Annotated in this window: 13 protein-coding genes and 3 pseudogenes; 9 read left to right on the forward strand and 7 right to left on the reverse strand. The window is 64.3% G+C overall.

Annotation, left to right across the window (positions count from 1 at the left end; all coding sequences use genetic code 11):
- Nucleotides 1-27: 27 nt before the first annotated feature.
- Nucleotides 28-1,062 carry a hypothetical protein gene (locus ACFVHK_RS07225; protein ID WP_376928206.1) on the reverse strand — a complete coding sequence of 345 codons (1,035 nt, stop codon included), beginning with the start codon at nucleotides 1,060-1,062 and terminating at the stop codon, nucleotides 28-30.
- Between the two features lie 196 nt (nucleotides 1,063-1,258).
- Nucleotides 1,259-2,893 (reverse strand): S8 family peptidase, encoded by a 1,635-nt coding sequence (locus tag ACFVHK_RS07230; protein ID WP_376928207.1) that lies wholly within the window; start codon nucleotides 2,891-2,893, stop codon nucleotides 1,259-1,261.
- 349 nt (nucleotides 2,894-3,242) lie between these two features.
- Between ACFVHK_RS07230 and ACFVHK_RS07235 the strand changes: the two genes are divergently transcribed.
- The 5 genes from ACFVHK_RS07235 to ACFVHK_RS07255 all read left to right on the forward strand — a co-directional run bounded on the left by ACFVHK_RS07235 (nucleotide 3,243) and on the right by ACFVHK_RS07255 (nucleotide 13,086).
- A complete protein-coding gene (locus ACFVHK_RS07235) occupies nucleotides 3,243-4,883 on the forward strand; it encodes a DUF262 domain-containing protein (protein ID WP_376928208.1) in 1,641 nt (546 codons plus the stop codon).
- 959 nt (nucleotides 4,884-5,842) lie between these two features.
- The gene (locus ACFVHK_RS07240; protein ID WP_376928324.1) at nucleotides 5,843-7,285 is read left to right on the forward strand and encodes an ATP-binding protein; all 1,443 of its coding nucleotides are present in this window, start codon (nucleotides 5,843-5,845) and stop codon (nucleotides 7,283-7,285) included.
- A complete protein-coding gene (locus ACFVHK_RS07245) occupies nucleotides 7,282-10,017 on the forward strand; it encodes a Z1 domain-containing protein (RefSeq protein WP_376928209.1) in 2,736 nt (911 codons plus the stop codon). The genes ACFVHK_RS07240 and ACFVHK_RS07245 overlap by 4 nt, the downstream gene beginning before the upstream one ends.
- Nucleotides 10,004-10,987: a PD-(D/E)XK motif protein gene (locus tag ACFVHK_RS07250; RefSeq protein ID WP_376928210.1), complete on the forward strand. Its 984-nt coding sequence runs from the start codon at nucleotides 10,004-10,006 to the stop codon at nucleotides 10,985-10,987. The genes ACFVHK_RS07245 and ACFVHK_RS07250 overlap by 14 nt, the downstream gene beginning before the upstream one ends.
- Before the next feature lie 17 nt (nucleotides 10,988-11,004).
- Nucleotides 11,005-13,086 carry an AIPR family protein gene (locus ACFVHK_RS07255; protein ID WP_376928211.1) on the forward strand — a complete coding sequence of 694 codons (2,082 nt, stop codon included), beginning with the start codon at nucleotides 11,005-11,007 and terminating at the stop codon, nucleotides 13,084-13,086.
- Here ACFVHK_RS07255 and ACFVHK_RS07260 read toward each other — a convergent pair.
- Entirely contained in the window at nucleotides 13,073-14,575 is a 1,503-nt protein-coding gene (locus ACFVHK_RS07260; RefSeq protein WP_376928212.1) for a DNA cytosine methyltransferase, read from the reverse strand. The two genes, ACFVHK_RS07255 and ACFVHK_RS07260, sit on opposite strands and share 14 nt — an antisense overlap.
- A gap of 101 nt (nucleotides 14,576-14,676) precedes the next feature.
- Here ACFVHK_RS07260 and ACFVHK_RS07265 point away from each other — a divergent pair, with 101 nt between their 5' ends.
- Nucleotides 14,677-15,132, forward strand: coding sequence for a very short patch repair endonuclease (locus tag ACFVHK_RS07265; RefSeq protein WP_376928213.1), 456 nt, complete (start codon nucleotides 14,677-14,679; stop codon nucleotides 15,130-15,132).
- A gap of 438 nt (nucleotides 15,133-15,570) precedes the next feature.
- On the opposite strand, the gene ACFVHK_RS07270 is transcribed toward ACFVHK_RS07265, so the two are convergent.
- The 3 genes and pseudogenes from ACFVHK_RS07270 to ACFVHK_RS07280 all read right to left on the reverse strand — a co-directional run.
- Nucleotides 15,571-16,065 (reverse strand): hypothetical protein, encoded by a 495-nt coding sequence (locus tag ACFVHK_RS07270; protein WP_376928327.1) that lies wholly within the window; start codon nucleotides 16,063-16,065, stop codon nucleotides 15,571-15,573.
- 33 nt (nucleotides 16,066-16,098) lie between these two features.
- A pseudogene (locus ACFVHK_RS07275) lies at nucleotides 16,099-16,224 on the reverse strand (helix-turn-helix domain-containing protein); the annotation flags it as partial.
- Between the two features lie 136 nt (nucleotides 16,225-16,360).
- A pseudogene (locus ACFVHK_RS07280) lies at nucleotides 16,361-17,113 on the reverse strand (RtcB family protein); the annotation flags it as partial.
- Nucleotides 17,114-17,369: 256 nt separating this feature from the next.
- On the opposite strand from ACFVHK_RS07280, the gene ACFVHK_RS07285 reads away from it, so the two are divergent.
- Both ACFVHK_RS07285 and ACFVHK_RS07290 read left to right on the forward strand, forming a co-directional pair.
- Nucleotides 17,370-18,236, forward strand: a complete 867-nt coding sequence (locus ACFVHK_RS07285; protein ID WP_376928214.1) for a nuclease-related domain-containing protein — start codon at nucleotides 17,370-17,372, stop codon at nucleotides 18,234-18,236.
- A 41-nt stretch (nucleotides 18,237-18,277) separates the two neighbouring features.
- A complete protein-coding gene (locus ACFVHK_RS07290) occupies nucleotides 18,278-19,012 on the forward strand; it encodes a hypothetical protein (protein ID WP_376928215.1) in 735 nt (244 codons plus the stop codon).
- A gap of 127 nt (nucleotides 19,013-19,139) precedes the next feature.
- On the opposite strand, the pseudogene ACFVHK_RS07295 reads toward ACFVHK_RS07290, so the two are convergent.
- Nucleotides 19,140-19,424 (reverse strand): annotated as a pseudogene (locus ACFVHK_RS07295) (RtcB family protein); the annotation flags it as partial.
- A 495-nt stretch (nucleotides 19,425-19,919) separates the two neighbouring features.
- Here ACFVHK_RS07295 and ACFVHK_RS07300 point away from each other — a divergent pair.
- The gene (locus tag ACFVHK_RS07300) at nucleotides 19,920-20,840 is read left to right on the forward strand and encodes an Ltp family lipoprotein (RefSeq protein ID WP_376928216.1); all 921 of its coding nucleotides are present in this window, start codon (nucleotides 19,920-19,922) and stop codon (nucleotides 20,838-20,840) included.
- Nucleotides 20,841-20,855: the final 15 nt, after the last annotated feature.

Genomic DNA, 20,855 nt, shown 5'->3' on the forward strand with positions numbered 1-20,855 from the left:
GAACGCCGGCCCCGTCGCGCCGCGATGTCAGTAGGGCCTGGGAGCGAGCGGCGTGCGCATGCGCGCCACGAGGTCGTCGATGCACGACACGACACGTCGTCCTGTGGCAGGCGCGTCCGATCGATACCAGGTCGGCACGATTCCCGTCACGTCGATGAGCTCGCCGAGTCGCTCGACGGGACGGCCGAGGTCGAACAGCACCGCCCACGGGAGGACCTGTTCCACTTCGGACACGCTCGCGCACTCGGCACCGGCGACCTCCGCCCGCCTCCATTCGGCGTTCGCGCGCAGGTACTCGCCGGTCTCGTTCAGCGTCTCCAACGCATCTCCCGGCAGGGGCATCCGCATGATCGATGCCGCGGCGTAGGTCACGACGCTCGTCGCCAGGACGCCCAAGCCGATTCCCGCCACGACCCCGTCGCGCTCGACCAGCGCCAAGACGACCGCGGCGAGCCCAGCAGCTCCGGCGAGGAACGTGACGACGGACGCTCTGCCCCCGCGCATGTCCCGCAGTGGCTCGAATGCATACGCGGCTCGGCTCTGCTCGTAGCCCGCGATGCTCAGGTCGCCGAGTCGGGCCGCGACCGCGTCCGTCAGCATCAGCTCGACCTGCTCGCCCAGCCTTGGCGTTCCCCCATAGAGCGCTCGGATCAACCGTTGTCCGGGTTCGCCGGCACTTCGGAGCAGCGCGATCGCGCCCGGATCTTCGGTGTATTCCAGCCAGAGCACGGAGCGGTCCCACACTCCGGTCTGGCCGAGGTCGACGGTGCGTCGATCGATGACGGCGAGTCGACCGGTGCAGCTGAGTTGGAGAATCGCCGCCGGGACCCATCGTTCAGCGCCCACCGTCACCAACGCGGTCGCCTGGAGTCCGGCGTGCTCAGGGACGGTCGGCGCATCGGATGTCATCGAGATCGACCCGGGTCGTTCCGAGATGTGGTCGGCGATGAGGAACCCGATTGCGAGCACCACGCAGAGTCCACCGGCGACAGCGCAGACGAGCGCCACGGTCGCACGGGACTCGGACTGCGCCGCCCAGTCGAAGAGCATCGCCGCACTCATGCGCGCCACCATCCCGAGGCATCCGCTCGAGCCAGGCCGATGCCTCGTTCGCACGGGAAATCTACACCCGTGACCGGTCGTCGACGAGTCCCAGAAGGAACGTCAGTGCCGGATCACGGGGTGGATTCGGCGCGGGAATGGGTGGTCTTGCACGGAGCCGGCGGATTTCCAGCCCGTTCCCCGGGCCATCCGCCCTTCACCGCCCGAGGTTCTTGAACGCCTTCTCCGCGATCCGGTCCAACTGCTTCGGCGTCAACCGCCCATCGAACGCCCGCGCCTCCTTCGCGATCGCCGCGACGAGTTCACGTCGCCCGCTCACCGCCTGCGAACGCCAGTCGGGATCGACCGGAACAGGGCCCTTGCCCGGCACCCAGATCACGCCCGGCGCATCGTCGATGACGCCGAACAGGATGTACACCCACAGTAGGTAGCGGCGATCGATGCGGAACCGCTCGTTCTTCTCGATGCGATCGAAGATCGCGCGCAGATCCGGCATGACCCCGATGCGATCGGTGGCCGAGTCAGCGCTGGGCGTGTTGAGCGAAGACGACAGCCACGACCGCACGGTCGCCGGGTCGAACGGATGCCCCTTCTGCGCCTTCCGCCAGCTCTGCAGCAGCACCGCGGCGCCCGTGACGATCGGGCTGGCACCCGACGTGCCGCCGAACCCGCCGGTGTACGCCGTGGTCGAGGTGCCCGTCCATCCGTCGCCCGTGGTGTCGACATTCTGGCCCCACGCGTAGCAGTCGACGCGGCTGCCGTGGTTCGAGAACGACAGCCGCGAGTGCGGCGCGGCGGATGACGCGGCGCCGACCATGATCGCCCCGGAGTCGCGGAAGTCGTCGTCGCCGACCTTCAGCAGGTGGCGGCCGGAGGCATCCGTCCAGTCGTCGAGGTCGTTGCCGCCGTTGCCGGCCGCTTCAACGACCACGATGCCGGCGTCGACCGCATCGCGGATGGCGTCGAACACCGCCTGCTCGACCTCGACCGGAAGGTACGACGTCGACGACCCGGCCGCGGTGGTCTGCGCCTCGAGCAGCAGCACGTCGCCGGGCGACATCGCGTCGGCCGCCGAGATGATGGCCGCCGCGGTGCTGTAGCTCGTCGATGTGCGGTACTGCGACACGACCCGAGCGGATGCCCCGGGCGCGACGCCCACGCCGCCCTTCGTGTTGTCGACCGAGACGACCTCGCCGAGCACCGCGGTGCCGTGCCCGTGGTACGCCTGGCTCACGCCCGAGATGATCGTGATGCCGGCCGCCGCGAGGTCCTCGTGGTTCAGCGTCCACCCCTGCTCGAGGTCGACGAACCCGATGCCCGCGCCATCCGCCGCACCCCACGCCCACCGCGCGTCGATGCCGTCGGGCGCGGCATCCAGGTACCGCTGGTTCCCGCTGCGCGGGTCGTCGCCCGCGTTCACCGGCGGCGGCGTCGGCCCGCCCTCGACGTAGGCGGTCTCGACGTCGTCGCGCGCGTCGAGTTCCTTCGCGAGCTCGGCAGCGGATGCCTCGTCCCGCACCGTGATCGCCGCATACCCGTCGAACCGGGCCCGCCGCCCCCGCCCGAGCCGCTCCCGCTCGTCGCGCCCCACCATCGGCTCGAGGTACGCCTCCCCGGCCACCCGCCGCTGGTACTCCGCGATCACATCGCCGAGGTACGCGACCGCATCGACCAGCTCACGGCCGACGTCGTCCTCCTGCTCCCCCGCCCGCCGCTCACCCGGACGCTCTTTCAGCGCCCGCTCGCGCCGCGCCGCATCGGTGACCTTGACGACCACCCGCGGTTGCACGTCCGGCGTGTCGACCGGGTCGAGCTCCGTGCCGTCGATCATGCCCATGATCCGCTCCCCTCCGTTGCGGATGGCGGTCGTGCGCGCGCGTGCGCTGGGCGCCGCGCGCGGGCGGCCGGCCGTTGGCTCCGTAGGGATCATGCGCCTAGGTAAGAGCGGATGCATCGGGGTGGACCCGGAGCTCGTCCCCACGTCCACCCCAAGGGCGTATTGTCAGCGGTGCATCGCGCACGTTCCAAGTCACGCGGACTTTTTCGTGGAACAGAGAGTGCGAGTTCCCTTCCGCCCAGCCATCGCCAGCCCGGCCGGTTGAGGGGCCCTCGTACGCATCATCATCCAGCGTGCTAGGGCTCGCACTAGCGTTGATGAGGGACAGAAGAGAGGACCTGAATTGCCTGAGCTCAACAGCCAAACGATCAACGTAGGTCGCCTATTTAGTCAGGACTTCTACTTCCACATCCCTGACTACCAGAGACCGTTCTCGTGGGATGTGGACAACCTCACTGACCTGATCGACGACCTGACGGCCGCACCACGCGATGCGGACTATTTCCTCGGCACGCTCGTGTTGCACGAGGTCGGTGAGGCAACATACGACGTAGTCGATGGCCAACAACGCCTCACGGCCTTGTGCATACTCATCGCCTGCATTCGCGATACCGGCAAGATTGTGGATGTCGTAGAACTTCAGGACATGCTTGTCCAGCCGGCTCGTCCTCTAGCGGGAATCCAAGCTAAGCCGAGACTTCATGTAAAGGCCACTACCGCCTTCAATGATGTGGTTGGCACCGATGGCGGCACGGCCGACCAACTAGGGCTCGAATCGCTAACCGGCAACGAGGGCTCGCGGTACCGCAATGCGGTGCAGATCTTTCACGCGGGCCTAGCCGCGATGACCGACCAACAAGTCCAAGACCTCGCGTCGTTCATTATTCAGCGCTGTGTCGTCATCTTCCTAGCAGCGAAGAGCTTCGATGACGCGTTCCGACTCTTCACCGTTGTCAACGATCGCGGGAAGCAACTCCGACGCATTGACATTCTCAAAGCGCAGAACGTCTCCCCTGACGTCATCTCGGATCCCACACTCCGTGCAGCGTATGCAAAGAAGTGGGAGGGGCTTGAAGATGAGATCGGCGAAGCTCACTTCGAGGATATCTTTCATTCATTGCGTCTGATATATGTGCAAGACAAGCCTCAGGGTGACCTTCTGAAAGAGTTTGAAGCGCGAATCTTTGGCAAACCAGGGAGGCCGACGCGGGGCTCGAACTTCATTGACACACTTGGTCAGTATGTCGAGCTTTACGATCATCTCTTCGTGTCCCGCGACTATCTCGACGAAACGCCTGAAGCAAGCAGATTCACCACACTGCTGAACGCGATGACATCAGAGTTCCGCGCAAGTGAATGGCGCGCATGTCTGCTGCAGTATGCGAGGAAGTTCGGGAAGGCCGGCATCTACGAGTTCGCACTGAAGATCGAGAAGGTGTATCTCGAGCACTGGGTTAGCGGGATGCGCAAGGACGAGCGCTACGAAACCTACACGGACATCCTCAAGGGCATAGAGGTTGCCAAGACCGGAACCATGGCCACCAAGCTGATATCTGCGGATCTAGAGGCCATCCGCGAAGGGTGCCGTGTGAAGAACTTCTACACCGCGGGTTACGCGAAGTACCTGTTGGTGCGGGCAGAAATGCTGGCGAGCGAACTGAATGAGCCACGATCCTTTGCTGTCAAGTCGATCGAGCACGTCCTCCCTCAGAACCCGGGCGCTGACAGTCAATGGCTGAACGATTTCTCTGCGGAGGATATCGCCGACGTTGTTCACCAAGCCGGTAATCTGGTGCTCCTCAGCAAGAGCAAGAACTCCAGTGCTCAGAACAGGGACTTTTCCGATAAGAAGCAGACCTACCTTATTCCGCGAGTTTCGGATTTTCCACGCAGCCTCCAGACCCTGCAGGTTGACGAGTGGACTCGAGAACTGATCGAGGCTCGAACCGCTGAGTTCGCAGCAGGAATACTTGAGGACCTCTGAATTATGCAGCGTAAGTCCCGCACGACCTATCACGTTCGGGCCGCGACCATCGCCTCGCGCAGTTGATCCTGGGTGGAGGCCCGCTGCGCGAGGGGCGAGGACCCAAAGCGACATTCAGCTAACTAGGTCCCTCAACCGCGCGTGCTGTGTTGTTTGCGATGCCGGGAACAGGCGCGGTCGGTGTGCGTCGGCTTGCCGAATTGCACATCGCGATCGGTGCAGTTGCGTGGAACTTGATCCGATTCCGCTCGCCCTCGGCAACGCCGACCCACTCCGAGATCGCTGAGTCAAAGGGTCAACTCATCTCAGCAGAACCATATCCCCAGTTCGAGGGTCTCCAGACTGTTCGGCCTCCCGCGGACGCCCCGGCCCCCGTAGCCTCGAAGGCGTCTCCCTCCCCTACGAAGGACCAAGGATGCTCTCCCTCCACCACATGGATCGAGACCCGGCTCGAATCCGATCACTCAGTTCCACTGGCGAACAGCTACTTTTCTTGACCGCTCTCGAGGGGGCGAACCAGCCTCCGACATCGCGAAGCCCCACGCACGAGCGCAACAGCCGACCTCGGCCGGCGTGTTCCGACCAGGCGCCGACATGCACGAGTACGCGCGACTCGTCCTTCGCCCGACGCCTCGGCTCGCCGGCAATGCGGACGCAGCTGGTCTGGCGAGTGCATCTTCGCAGAGTCGCAGAGTCTGTTGGAAAGAGCGTCGCGATGCAGCGTGGCATGGCCCGTGATGTGACCGCGCGGCGATCGGCGAACTGGGCTCGGCGATGGAACGAATTCCGGAGTTTGGCGCGGGCCGTTCGACAACACGGTCGATTTCTGGCTCGATAGGGTCAACTCGTGCGCGCTGAAACGCAATTCGCTGTGAATCCGACCCGATCGCTGGCGACCCCTGCGAGGGAGGCCCATGCGTACTGAGGACTGCCCGCCAAGTGGGATGCTGTTGGCGTCCATGAGAGCCGTCGGATATTCTCTGCCAACTGCAATATCCGACGTCGCTGACAACTCGATCGCTGCCCACGCAACTACAGTCAACGTGCTCTTCGACGGCTCCGCAGAGGATCCCTATGTGGCCATCCTCGACAACGGATGGGGCATGGGGCCGGAGTCCGCTAGATCAGCGATGCAGCTCGCTGGAACGAACGCGAACGAGCAACGCGACGCTGCCGACCTGGGTCGATTCGGCCTAGGCCTGAAGACCGCATCGCTCTCCCAGTGCCGGCGCGTGACACTGATCACCAAACGAGGCGGTGTGACGACGGCGCTCAGCTGGGATCTCGACGTCGTCGAGGAGTCGAGCGGGTGGTCGCTTCTCGTGCACGAAGAGGGCGAGCTCGCTCAGGTCCCGCATGCCAACGACCTACTGGCCCAGGAACACGGAACTCTCGTCGTGTGGACGAAGCTCGACCGTCTGCTGGGCGAGGAACATGACAAGGGGCGCTACCTCGACAGCCAGATGGAGCTAGTGCGCGCGCACTTGTCGCTCGTGTTCCACCGCTTCCTCACCGGGGACGCGTCACGACGAGTCAGCATCCAGCTGAACTACCGGGAGTTGAGAGCCCTCGACCCGTTCTTGTCGAAGTCGAAGGGCACGCAGGTGCACCGAAGCGAGACGGTCAACGTTGGTGACGAGCGAGTCGAGGTGCAGGCGTACACGCTGCCGTATATCAACAGGATGTCGAAGCGTGAGCGCGAGGACGCAACCACTCATGGCTCATTGCGAGACTCGCAGGGGTTCTACATCTACCGCGCGGGTCGTCTGGTGGTGTGGGGAACATGGTTTCGCCTCACGCCGAAGAACGAGATGGGCCGCCTCACGCGCGTCAGAGTCGACATCCCCAACTCCCTTGACCACCTCTGGAGTCTTGACATCAAGAAGTCCGCGGCAGTGCCGCCCACAGTTGTTCGGAACCGCCTCCGAGAACTTGCGACCAAGTTCGTGGAGCCGAGCAATCGTATCCACACGTTCCGGGGCAGAAAGGCGGTTGACACGACGGGCATCGTCCGAACGTGGTCGGTGGTCGAGGACCGGGATTCAACGCGCTATGAGATCAACAGAGGTCATCCGGCGTTGCAGCAGCTTTTCGACGCGCTGCCATCTGGGGGCACAGGGTTGCTCGAGGAAGCTCTCTTGGTCATCGAATCAACGTTCCCTGTTCAAGATGTCTTCAATCGGATGTCCAACGACGTACCTGTCAATCAAGCTGCCGAGACGCCTGTCGAGCAGCTTCTCGACGCCTTGGTGCAGTCATGGACGCTCACAGGCAAGTCTGGAGACCCCGCCAAGTTCGTCGACATGATGATGGGCAGTGAGCCCTTCAACATCTTGGTTGAGTACCGAGGACAGGCCCTCGATCGAATCACCCAGAGCAGCACAGAGATGGACAACGGATGACGAATGTGAACACGTCCGCCCAGAAAGAACAGCTTCAAAAGGTTGTCCTGACTTGGGCTGGAACGAATTCAACCGTTCCGGACGAGGATGCCGTCCGCGCGATCTTGGTTGGCATGAAAGTGTTGGTCGCGCCGGACTTGAACAGCGACGACATCGATTCGGTCTTCGACAACGTCTCTCGGATTCTCAGCATCAGGATGGATATGGGCGCCGTTATCGAAGGCGCTCAGCACCTCCCATGGGTGGAGAATAGGCGATCCGCGATCGACTGGCGCCTGTGGGACGCCTACTCGGCGTACTTGGCCGAGCACGGCCGCTCCCCGTTGGTACTCGACAAGCTCAACAGGTCGTTGGACATCATCCTCGACCACATGGGAGATCCCGGAGATTCCGAGCCCTGGGAGCGCCGTGGGCTCGTCATTGGCGACGTCCAGTCGGGCAAGACGAGCACGTACATCGGCCTCATGGACAAGGCCGCGGATGCCGGTTACCGAATATTCATCGTCCTGACCGGGAACACTGAGTCGCTCCGCCGTCAGACACAAGCACGTATCGATGAGGGGATGATCGGGAGGGACTCGGCGGCTGCTCTCTTGGGAGCACGACGCGGGGTGGCGGGCGACAAGGACAACCGCCTCGGAGTCGGGCTCAAGCTCGAGTCGAACTCTTCGATTGCGTCAACGACAACCATGCTGACTGATTTCAAGAAGTCTGCAGCTGAGGCGATGAACATCGTGCCCGGCGAAGGGCTTTCGATCGTCTTCGTCACGAAGAAGAACAAGATTGTCCTCGATCGGATCGCGGACTGGCTGGAGAGTCAGCAGCACGGCGGCAAGTTGAAGCACCCTCTCCTGTTCCTCGATGACGAAGCTGACTTCGCGTCGATCAACACGAACAAGCCTGAACTGGATCCCACTGCGATCAACAATGCGATTCGTCGCATCTTGGCAACGAGTAGCCGCAACTCCTACATCGGGTTCACCGCCACCCCCTTCGCGAACATCTTCATCAACGACGAGGACGACAAGGATCTCTTTCCTCGTGACTTCATCTACGCGCTGGACGCGCCCACGAACTACCGCGGCGCCACCAGAATGTTCGGATCCGTCGATGCTGAGGACAACGAGGTCGCCGGTGATGACGACGCAATCCGAATCCTCGAGGATGCCGAGGAGTACTTCCCCGCAAGTCACAAGAGCACCCTCGCCGTGTCCGGGCTCCCGGAGAGCCTGCTGGAGGCGCTGCGCACCTTCCTGCTTGCAAACGCGATTCGAGACCTGCGCGGCGAAGCGGGCACACCTCGGTCGATGCTCGTCAACGTGTCGCGCTTCAATGCCGTCCAGAAGCGCCTCGGCGACTTGCTCCTAGGTGAGCTCGCCGCATACCGCAATGCCATCAACAGTCACGCGGTCACCTTTGCGAATGGGCGACCTAACGCCGAGCTGGAAGCGTTGAGAGACACGTTCCACGCGGAATTCGGAGCCACGGGGTTCGATTGGTCGAAGGTGCTTGGCGCACTTCCAGCAGCCGTCGCAGACATCGAGCTGAAAGTGGTCAACTCGCAGCGAGACAAGGCCAAGGAGGAGAAGGAGCTTCGCGACGAGGATGCCCCCCGGCAGATCTCCATCGGCGGCGACCTGCTCAGCCGAGGGCTGACCCTCGAAGGCCTGATCGTCAGCTACTTCTACCGCCGCACGGCCGCTTCGGACACGTTGATGCAGATGGGTCGGTGGTTCGGCTATCGGGACGGCTATGAGGATCTCTGCAGGCTGTGGCTGTCCGCAGAGGTTGTGAGTGCGTACGCTCAGACTGCTGAGTCTCTGCTCGACCTGCGCTTGGAACTTGAACGCATGCGCGATCAGAAGCTCACACCCCAACAGTATGGCTTGGCTGTGCGCAACCACCCTGGGGCGCTGCTCATCACAGCTCGGAACAAGATGCGGTCGGCCGAGATCGGGCAGAAGTCGATCTCCCTACGCGGTAGACCGATCGAGTCGACGACGCTGTCCTCGGGCAAGAAGCGCATTGCCGACAATATCCGTGCTGCTGACGAGCTCTTCCAAGCGATCCGGTCGGCGGGCATCGAAGCCCAAGCTGTCGGTAGGGGCAATCGCAGACTCTGGCGCCGTGTGCCGAAGAAGATGATCGCATCATTCCTGGAGGGCTTCACGGCGTCTGATTCCGCCGCTCTGTTCTATGGAAACGCACTGGCGAAGTTCGCGCTGAACGCGCAGGCTGACGATCTCCAAGACTGGGACGTAGTCCTCGTCGGTGGAACCGGTGAGGAGATCAGTCTGGGCGGCGTGACGATCAAGCGCCCGGTCCGTCGCGCTTCACTTTCCAGCGGAACGTGGGTCATTTCGGGAGCGAACCGCCGCGTCGCCGGCCCCGGGGATATCGCTACGCCTCTGAGCGCAGAGAGGCGGGCCGAGATCGAGGCGGCGTTTCTCGAGACGCATAGCGACGCGAATCGCGCACCGGACACGGAGTTCGTGCAGCGGCTCGATCGCCCAACTCTGCTTGTCTACCCCGTCGAACGGCGCGACTCGAACGACAAGAATCACGCCGCTCCCAGCGAGGCCGAGACACTCGTGGCGATCGTCATTGGCGTGCCGGGGAGTGGAAGCTCGACCTCATCCCCCGATCAGGTGACGTATTGGCTGAATGCGGTCGCAAAGCGCTTGTGGTTCCCCGACTTCGACACCTACGGAGAGGAAGATGACGAGTATTGACGAGGCTGGGCGGGTCTGGCTCGAGCTGCTCGAGTCGGGAGTCCATCAGCACCGCTTGATGGACGAACACCCCCTTCACCTGTATTTCGGCATCGAGAGTGCTGGCTCCCCAGTCTTCCTTCTTGTGAGCGAGGTGCAACCCAAGCCCCCGAGAATCAGTGGGGTCGTCACGATCCAGGTACGCCGTCGCGAGGACGGGAAATGGGTTGCCGTTCTCTCGCTGTCGTCCTCCGACTACGCCGATGCCTTCATGGGCATGTGCCTCGAGCTCGCGCGCCGGACGGCCCACGCCGTCGGCGAGGCGGAAGCAGTCGGACTCTTCGATGCGACCCTCAATCACTGGCAGTTGATGCTGGCCGGCCTGACGATGCGCAGTCTGTCGCCCGAGCAGATGCGAGGCCTCTTCGCCGAGCTGACGTTCGGCTTGGAGCTCGGTCGCGCGACCTCCTTCCGCGAAATGGTCCAGTCTTGGGATGGGCCACTGGGCGGTGGTCAGGACTTCAGGCATTTCGCTTTGGGCAACTTCGAGGTCAAGGCCGTAGGGCTCGACGGCAAGCGCGTGAAGATCTCCTCTCTTGAACAGCTCGACCCTGTTCCGGCTGCGAAGGTCGACCTGGTCGTCATCCAGGTCGCCGAGGACCCAATGCGTTTGACGCAGGATGCTCGAACTCTCCCCGAGTTGATCGACGAGATCCGTTCCGGGCTACGGTCCTCCTCCGATGATCTCGACGCGTTCGATCGACGCTTGGCCGCCGTCGGGATCGACACCTCCGACGCTCGGTACCAGGAGCTGGCATTTCGCTGCCTTGGGATTCGTGTCTTCAGAACTTCCGATGGATTCCCCCGGGTCGAGTCTTCGAGCGTGAGGGCCGGCGTTGAGAATGTTCGATACGACATTCGACTGACCGCACTAGAACCGTTCAGCATTGAGCTCGGAGACGCTCTGAGCGCCTCCCCATTGCAGGCATGACAGGAACCGTAGCGAAAGTGACAGACGAGATCACAGAGTACCGAGACGAACTCGCCAACCGGATTCGAGCGGCGGCGTCAGTGGGCGGGGCCTACACCGAGGAGGCCTTCGTCAGTGAGCTTGCGGCGAAGCTCTCGGAAGCCGAGGAGGTCAACGCGCTGACCCCGTGCTATTTCGAGGGCACCGGCGGCAGAGGGAAGCGCCTTCGCATCGATGCCTACGACTTCGACGACGAGGATGGCCACGCCGTCGTTGCTGTGGCGGCCTTCTCAGAATCCGATGAAATTCAAACGGTCACGAACGCAGAGGCCACTCGGCGATTCGGTCAGGCACAAGGTTGGGTTGAGAGTGCGCTCGATGGGAGCCTGTTCGATCTGCTGGAGGAGAGCAGCCAGGCATTCGAAGTCGCGGAATCCCTCAGGGAGCGGCGGGAGCAGCTCTTCAAGGTTCGGATCTACCTGCTCACGAACGACCGACTGAGCTCGAAGATCAAGGAGTTCCCCTCGGTTCAACAGCGAGGCATTACGTTCGAGTTCCACCCTTGGGACATCGACCGTTTCCACCGAGTGGAAGCTTCAAGTCTGGGACGGGAGGAGATCGACGTCGATCTTCGAGAATGGGCGCCCGACGGAATCCGCTTCCTCCGCGCGGCCATCACTTCAGCAGAGGTGTCCACGCTGCTCGCCGTTGTGCCCGGATCGGTACTGGCCGGCATCTATCGTCGCTACGGCACACGCGTCCTTGAATCGAACGTCCGATCGTTCCTGAGCACTCGGGGGAAGGTGAACAAGGGGATCCGGGGAACTCTGCTTCAGCAACCAGAGATGTTCCTGAGCTACAACAACGGAATCACCGCAACTGCCAGTCGGGTGACTATCGACAGCACACCAGACGGCCCAGTACTCACCTCGATCCGAGACCTTCAGATCGTGAACGGTGGCCAGACGACCGCATCACTCTTCTATGTGGACAAGGACGAGAAGAGCGCCGACTTGACGAACGTCTTCGTGCAGATGAAGCTCATCATCGTCGAGGGTGAGTTCGAGACGGATCTCGTCCCCAAGATCAGCCGCTTCGCCAACTCCCAGAACGCTGTCAGCGAGGCCGACTTCTTCTCGAATCACGAGTTCCACCAGCGGATGGAGGAGAAGTCCCGGAGGCTGTTGGCGCCGGCGCAGGCAGGCTCCGCCTTCCAGACGAAGTGGTACTACGAGCGAACGCGCGGGCAGTATCAGAGCGAGAAGGCAAAGCTCACGCCCGCGGGTGCCCGGAAATTCGAGGCGCAGTATCCCCGGTCACAGGTTGTCACCAAGACCGATGCAGCCAAGTACTTGGTCTCGTGGGCGCAGCAGCCCCACGTGGTGAGTGCGGGTGCTCAGAAGAACTTCCTCGAGTTTGCCAAGCAGATCGAAGAGGCATGGAAGTCAGACAAGGAGCGGTTCGGCGACGACTACTTTCGAAGCTTGGTTGCCAAGGGGATACTGTTCAACGCGATACGCCTTCGGGTGATGAAGTCCGACTGGTATACCAGTGGTTACTTGGCCAACATCGTCACGTACACGATGGCCAAACTCGCTCACGAAGCCCACGCTGTCTCGGGCAGAGGAGATCTCGACTTCGGTCGGATCTGGCTCGCACAGTCGCCTGACGAAGGCCTCCTTGAGATCACAGACCGTCTTGCTCAGAGAGTCTTTCTCGTCCTGACCGACGAGGACCGACCTGTGCTGAATGTCACTGAGTGGGCGAAGCGCGAGAAGGCGTGGGAGGCCGTCCGCGCGATTCGCTTCACCGACGGAGCGATGCTCGCGCAATACACAGTCGCGGGAGCGGACGCAGTGCAGGCGCGACGAGACGAGCGGCGCGACCAGAGGTTGTTGACCGGTATCGCCGCTCAGATGCATGTCGTGAATCAGGGCTCTCGATACTGGAACCGGCTTCGGGACTTCGCGCGCAAGCTGAACTTGGTCTCCTCGAAGGAGCTAGGGATCCTCGCGGTGGCCATAGGAGAGTCAGGCAACGGGGTTCCGTCCGAACTCCAGTCCGCGGCGCTGGTCGACCTCGAGAAGCGAGCCAAGGACGCTGGCTTCACGGGAAACTGACCGCAGCCCCGAAGAGACCGGCCACAATGCGCGCGATCTGATGCGCGAGGTACGGAGGGACTGCGTTTCCCACCTGCGTGTACTGCTGAGTCCGAGTTCCCATGAAGAAGTAGTTGTCGGGGAAGCTCTGGAGACGCGCAGCCTCCCGGACCGTGAGGCTCCGCATCTGACTCGGATCCGGGTGGATGAAGTAGTGCCCATCCTTGGCCATGTGGGAGACGATCGTGGATGAAGGTTTCGCACTCAATTGCACGCGGAACCGATCCTCGAAAGGGCGCATCGCCGCGGTCGCATTGCGATGATTGGGGAGCAACCGGCCAGGAAAGTCTCCGAGCTTGGGCGACCGACGATTCTGTCGCGCAAACGAGGCAGCGAAGTAGTAGCGCTCGAGGTCAGTAACCATGTGGGCGCGCGTCGCGTGCTGCACCACACCGCCAATGCGGCTGTCGTGAACGAACGAGCCATAGCCACCCTTTGACCCCGCGAGCATGACGGTACCCGACGGCATGAATCTCTTGCCACGCGAGAGCGCTCGATCGTCGAACGGCTGCGAGTCGATCCCGTCTTCGCGCGCAGCGGCGGCGAACGCATCCCGAAGCCCATGCCACGCGAAGTCGTCGTCGAACGATCTGCTGATGCCGGAGCGAAGCATCGGCATCGAGTGAAGCGCATCGCCGACGGTGACCGCCTCAGAGCGACGCAGACGCGATGGACCACCGCTGTTGAATTGGACGTCCGAACGGATGCCCAGCAGGATGACTCGGTGGCGGGCCTGTGGCACCCCGAACTGCTCCGACCGAATGATGAAGTCTGACGGCTCGAGCGCGTCACTGTCACCCTCGACCGTGAGCGAGACCACGTTGTACCGGAGGTCGGAAGCGGGGCGCTTCAGATCCGACAGGATCCTCGCGAACATTCCCGTCCCGCCGTGCGTCGAGGAGAGCAGTCCCTTCACGTTCTCCATGACGAAGACGGGCGGTCGGAACTCCGAGATGATGTGAAGATACTCGCGATAGAGGAAGTGCTTCTTGTCCTGTTCGAATTCCCGATCGTGAGTCCGCCGGGCGCGACCCACGAGTGAGTAGGCCTGGCAAGGGGGGCCCCCGATCAGCACCCAGGGATCTCCACCCTTCAAGACACCGCTGAGGCTGGCGCGAATGCTTGCCGCATATTCCGCGCGCGTCGATTCACTCAACTCAATGCGGTGAACATGATTGGCCGCATCTCGGAGGGCTCGACCGAATCGCGGATCGTCCGTCAGGGCCGAGAATGGAATCTCGTCACGGAGGAATCGGTAGTAGGCACCCTCGTCCCCATGCTCGGATGCCCGGTGGATCGCAGCGCGAAGCGTGAGGGTGTCTGTTGCTGCCCGCTCCATCTCATACGAGCCCACCGTACGGAAGACGGCATCCCCGTTGAGGGCTCGCACGCTCGAGAAGCCCTCGTTCAGCCCGCCCGGCCCGGCGAACAGGTCGATTACAGGGATCATTTCGTCCTTCGCGCACTTGAGCTGGTCGTAACGGCGAGCACCAGGCTACCAGGTCGAACCCTCTCGGCACTGATGGCACCTGCATCCCGCAGAATGAGATCATGGCGGCACCCGCTGACAGAGGGAGACCGAGCTGGGCTTCATCACCGGCGACGCGCAGCACCATGCTGGGCAATCGGCGCCGAGACACCAACCCGGAACTCGCTGTCCGGCGCCAACTCCACGCCCGAGGGCTCAGATACCGCGTGGACTTCGCCCCACCGCCCACACCGCGGCGGCGCGCTGACATTGTGTTCACCCGGTGTCGCATCGCGGTGTTCATAGATGGCTGTTTCTGGCATGGCTGTCCGCAGCACTACGTTCGACCGGTCACGAACGCGGACTACTGGGCCAGCAAGATCGAGCGCAACGTTCAGCGCGATTCAGACACCACCGCACGACTTCGCGCCGCCGGTTGGATCGCCCTGCGGTCTTGGGAGCATGAACCGCCCGAGGCCGTCGCGGATCGGGTCCAAGAGGCGGTCCGGCGGTGCATTCAACCGTCGTCGGGTTCTTGATGTCCAATTCACATGCGCCACATGCTCGTGATTCGCTCAGTCAGTTCAGTGGTCGCATTCGACGAGTCACCGTGACCCGCACCCGCCCGTCTCCGAGCGGGCGCGAGCCGCGGCATCCGTCACCCCATGATGTGGGCGAGCGAACGACCCCTCAGCCCCCTTCACGCTCATCACCTGCCGCAGCGTGTGCCGCACCCGCACGAGCGACGCGGTGAGGTCCCGCAGCATCGTCGGACGCGCGCGGGCGTCGACGACTGCATCCCCGTCATCGGTGGGCCGGGTCGGCACCGCGCGACGCTCGAGGCAGTGCAGCAAGACCATGAACCCGCCGATCAGGCACCACCTTCGGGCACCTCGTCGGCGAGATCGAGGATTCCGGCCCCGGACTCGTGAGCGGCGCCGGCCAGCGGCGGAAGGACGATCAGGGGGGGTCGTCGCTCACCGGCGCAGCTCGTTCAACAGCTGCTCCGCCTGCCCGCGCTCGCGCGCGCCGGTGTGGTCGAGCAGGTCGGCGATGACGAAGCCGATCGGGACGCGGCCCTCATCGTCGAGCGCGATGTCGGCCACGTGCAGCCAGACGTTCGGGCGGTCGCTCTCGACGAGCAGGTAGTCCTTCACGAGCGCGTCGACATCCGCGGGCGACACGTAGCCTTCGGCGACAGCGGACGCCGCCAGGCCGGCGCGCGGGTCGGAGACCCCCGACGGCGACAGACGCGCATCTTCGAGCAGGCCGGGCAGGTCCGCCGCGTTGGCACCGAGCGCCAGGCGGGGCGAGCGCGCCCTGACCCAGCTCCAGAACCGCTGCGCGTCGACATCGCCCGACCGCACGAGGCCCGCCTTCTCGTCGATCCTCCGCCGGACCACCGGGTCGGACGCGGCGACGCGACCGCTCGAGATCGCCGCGAGCAGGATCTCGGCGTTCGCAGCGGACATTGGCCGTGCAGACGGTCGCGGTGCGGCCAAGGCCTGTTCGGGCACGACCCACTGCGAACCCACCCGGTACGCCCCGACGGCGCCGCTCCGGACGCGCTTGTACGCCGCTGCTCGGGACACCCCGAGCTTCGCGGCGTATTCAGCGACCCCGTATGGCATGACACAAGGGTAGCAATATCGATACCCATGTGTCACCCACCCGATCGCGCGATTGGCCGCGGCCCGCACCCGCCCGTCTCCGAGCGGGCGCGAGCCGCGGCATCCGTCACCCTCTTAAGTCGTCGCGCGCGACCCTTCAGTCCCCCTTCACGTTCACCACCTGCCGCAGCGTGTGCCGGACCCGCACGAGCGACGCGGCATCCGCCATCACCCGGTCGATCGGCTTGTAGGCCGCCGGGATCTCGTCGATGAACGCGTCGGTGTCACGGAACTCGATGCCGGCCATCGCCTCCCGCAGCTGCTCCTGCGTGAAGGTGCGCCGGGCGGCGGAGCGCGAGTAGGTCCGACCCGCGCCGTGCGGCGAGGAGTTCAGCGACATCCGATCCCCCAGGCCCTCGACCACGTACGACGCGGTGCCCATCGAACCCGGGATCAGGCCCGGCCGGCCGGCATCGGCCTGGATCGCGCCCTTGCGCGATACCCACACTCGCTTGCCGAAGTGCTCCTCGCTCTCGGTGAAGTTGTGGTGGCAGTTGATCCGCTCCCGCTCCTCCACCGGCGCGCCGACCCACTCCGAGACCTGCCGGATGACCCGGTCCATCATCTCCTCCCGGTTCAGCAGCGCGAAGTGCTGCGCCCACCGCAGCTCCGCGATGTACCGCGAGAACTCCGGCGTGCCCTCGACGAGGTACGCGAGGTCCGTGTCGGGCAGGTCGATCCACCACCTCCGGCAGAGCTCCTGCGCGATTCGGATGTGGTGCTGCGCGATCTTGTTGCCCACGCCCCGGCTTCCGGAGTGCAGGAACAGCCACACGGCATCCGTCTCATCGAGCGAGACCTCGATGAAGTGGTTGCCGCTGCCGAGCGACCCCAGCTGCGACCGCCGGCCTGAATGCGCCGTGATCTGGGGACAGCGAGACTGACCTCAAGGTGGCTACCGTGACCGAATGTCCCCTACGACACCGGACGCTGAGCGATCGCGTCGAGCCGTCACACCCCCGCCTGCACCGAAGGGCTGGTACGTCGACTGGGAAGCAGAGCAGTGGCGTTGGTGGTCCGGGACGTCGTGGACCGAGCATGTACACCCGCGTCATCCCGATGCGCTCGAGATGTACCTCCCGGAAGGTGCGACTGAGACCCGCCTGATGACCGACCTGCGCGGCCGACTCCCCGCACAATCGCTGCTTGAACACCTCGCCGCATCGGGCACCAGCGCTGTCGGCACTGCCTCACCTGTCGAGGAACTCCGCTCCTGGTACACCGGTGCGGTCGGTGAGCGACATGTCGGATGGCTGCTCCAACAGCTCGGCGCGGAGTGGACCGTGCTCCATTCCGTACCGATGGGCACGGAGGGGAGCGACATCGATCACGTGATCGTCGGTCCGCCGGGGGCATTCACGATCAACACGAAGCACCACGCCGGCAAGTCGATCTGGGTGGCGGGCAACGTTCTGCAGGTCGACGGCCAGTACCAGCCCTACATCCGCAACGCCATTCACGAGGCTCGGCGCGCCCAACATCTCCTGGCTCGGGAGAGCGGGCTGACCGTGGAGGTGACCGGACTCATCGTGCTCGTCGGCGCACGTCAGGTCACCATCAAGCAGGAGCCTGACCCGAGCGACGTGCGGATTCGGGTCGTTCGCGACTCAGAACTCCTCGGCGCGCTGCAGCAACGCAGGGCGTACAGCGACGCCCAGGTGCAGCGCATCATCGAAGCCGTCGTGCGGCCGCAGACGTGGAGCCCTCGCCCGCTCGTCGCTTCCGACCCGGCGGCATTGCTCACCGCGTTCGCCTCGCTCGAGCAGCGTCTGAATCAGAGTCACCCGACCAGCCGATCGCGGCTCCGTACCAGGCCGGTCGCAGCTGCTCGCCCGTCGCGCGCCGCACCGTCCGCCCGAAAGACCAACCGACGCCGGAAGCTCTGGGCCGAACTCATTCGGACCGCACTGCTCGTCGGCGCCGCGATCGTCGGGCTGAACCTCCTCGTGGGCAATCTCGGAGGCGGGCAGTGAGATCCGAAGCCGAGGTTCCGAGCCCCGAGGAGTCGATCGCGGTGCTGCACCGTCTGCTCGGCATCTGGCACGCACGTGACGGTGGCGCGAGCATTCCGTGGCTTGATGGGACTCCGATGCCCGGCATGGCGATCCACGTGCAGGTCGAGCACATCGCGGAACTGACCGCCTCGGTTATCGAGCTGATCCGCAGCAACATCTACCTGTCGACCGCGCCCCTGATCAGGCTCAGCCTCGAGTGTGCGGTCAACGCGGTGTGGTGGGCGTCGGACCCGACCGGAGTTCGCGCTTCGGTCCATGAGGCAGCTCGCCAAAGCCGGCATCTTGCGAGTGCGATGGCGCGCCTCCGACCGAACGCTCCCTCGGACACCGCCTCGATCGATCGGGTCCTCAGCGCCAACTCAGACTTCGTGAAGACGGAGGCCCGCGTGTTCGAACGTCGATGCAGGGCAATTCCCGATGGTCAGCGGCTCTACACGTACTACCGGCTCCTCTCCGAAGCATCCCACGGCGGCGTGCCACTCCTGAACGAGTACTCCAGACAGGTGCCTGCGACGACGTCCAACCCTGAGGGCATCGCGCTCGTCCAACGACCGCACTACGACCACCTCGAGTTCGCGCTCGGAACGCAGGTGATCAGCTTCGCGCTGGCGCTCGCTGCATGGGATTCCGTGCTCCCGTCACATCCGGATGAGGCTGAGCTCTACGAACTCGCCGACTCGATCGGGCTCGGTGAGATGTTGCGGAGGGCGACCGGGAGAGCTGCGACCGCGTAGCGAGCCGGCGGCCGGTCCTGTTTGCCGGCGGCCCGCACCCGCCCGTCTCCGAGCGGGCGCGAGCCGCGGCATCCGTCACCCCTGAGCGGTCGCGAGCGACCCCTCAGTCCCCCTTCACGTTCACGACCTACCGCAGCGTGTGCCGGACCCGCACGAGCGACGCGGCATCCGCCATCACTCGGTCGATCGGCTTGTACGCTGCAGGGATCTCGTCGATGAACGCGGCGGTGTCGCGGAACTCGATGCCGGCCATCGCCTCCCGCAGCTGATCCTGCGTGAAGGTCCGCCGGGCGGCGGAGCGCGAGTAGGTCCGGCCCGCACCGTGCGGCGAGGAGTTCAGCGACATCCGATCACCTAGGCCCTCGACCACGTACGACGCGGTGCCCATCGAACCCAGGATTAGGCCCGGCCGACTTCACATGCCCCCAGTTCGAGGGACTCAGTGCGGTTCGCCCTCGCCCTCGCCACCCACGCACTCCTAGCCTCGGAGACATATCCCCCCTACGAAGGATTGAAATGCTCGACTTGGCGGCATGGATCGAGGCCCGACTCGAATCCGACGACGGCCTGACCACCGAGGGGCAGTTGCTGTTCCTCGGCACGCTCGAGGGCGACGAGGTGCTCACCGTATCGGATCGAGGAACGCGAACCAGGCCCGGTTCGCCTACTACGACGACGGGGCCGTCATCGACGAAGACGACGCCGAGACGTTCGGTTCGGGGGCGATCTGGGCCGGCGTGCACATCGTGAACGTGGCTCATCTGGTGGTCGGCGCCGTGCCGTCGACCGACGACGCGAAGGCCCGGACGGTGCTCTGGGACTGACAACCCTAGGGGCGAGCGGTGGAGTCCGCATGCCCCTCCGCCCTGCCGCAACCGGCGCCAGGGAACACCCGAGAAGGAGCAAGATGTCCGAGGGCAACACACCCAACGAGCAGCCGGCCTACAAGGTCGGCGACGTGGTCAACGGTCACGTGCTGACCGAACAGAACACGTGGGAGCCGGTGGCCCCGGAGACCCCGGCTGCCAGCAACACCCTCAACGAGCAGCCGGCCCACAAGGTCGGCGACGTGGTCAACGGTCACGTGCTGACCGAACAGAACACCTGGGAGCCGGTTGCCCTGGAAGCCCCGACTGCCGAGGCAAAGCCGCCGTTCTGGAAGCGTCGGTGGGTGCTAATCACCGCCGGCGTCGTCGCCGGCCTGATAGTGATCAGCGCGATCGGCAACGCCACCCGCGGCAACAGCGACGCCGAGCCGGTCGCGGACGCCAAGCCCACCCTCACCGAGCAGGTCACCGAGCAGGCCGAGCCGGAGCCCGAGCCCGAGCCCGTCATGGTGTCCGTGCCCGACGTCGTCGGCAAGTCGGTCAGCGACGCCCGACGCGACCTGACCGTCGCCAACCTCAACCCGCAGACGACGAACAACGGCGACGCTACGGTCACCGGCACCGACCCGGCCGCCGGCACCGAGGTCGAGGAGGGCACCGTGGTTACCGTCACCGCAGAGGAGAAGCCGAAGCTCTCACTCGAGCAGGAGAACGCGCTGGATCAGGCGAGCTCATACCTCGCCTACTCGTCGTTCTCGCGGCAGGGCCTGATCGATCAGATGTCCAGCGAGTACGGATCGGGCTTCCCGGTCGACGTATCCACCTGGGCCGTCGACTACCTCAAGGTGGACTGGAACGAACAGGCCGCGAAGCAGGCGCAGGAGTACCTCGACTACTCCTCCTTTTCTCGACAGGGCCTGTACGAGCAGCTCACCAGCGAGTACGGCGGACAGTTCACCCCCGAGCAGGCCGAGTACGGCCTGAAGGCCGTCGGCTACTGACCCGAACCAGGGGGT

It is taken from the genome of Agromyces binzhouensis, from assembly GCF_042672355.1.
Classification (GTDB): domain Bacteria; phylum Actinomycetota; class Actinomycetes; order Actinomycetales; family Microbacteriaceae; genus Agromyces; species Agromyces binzhouensis.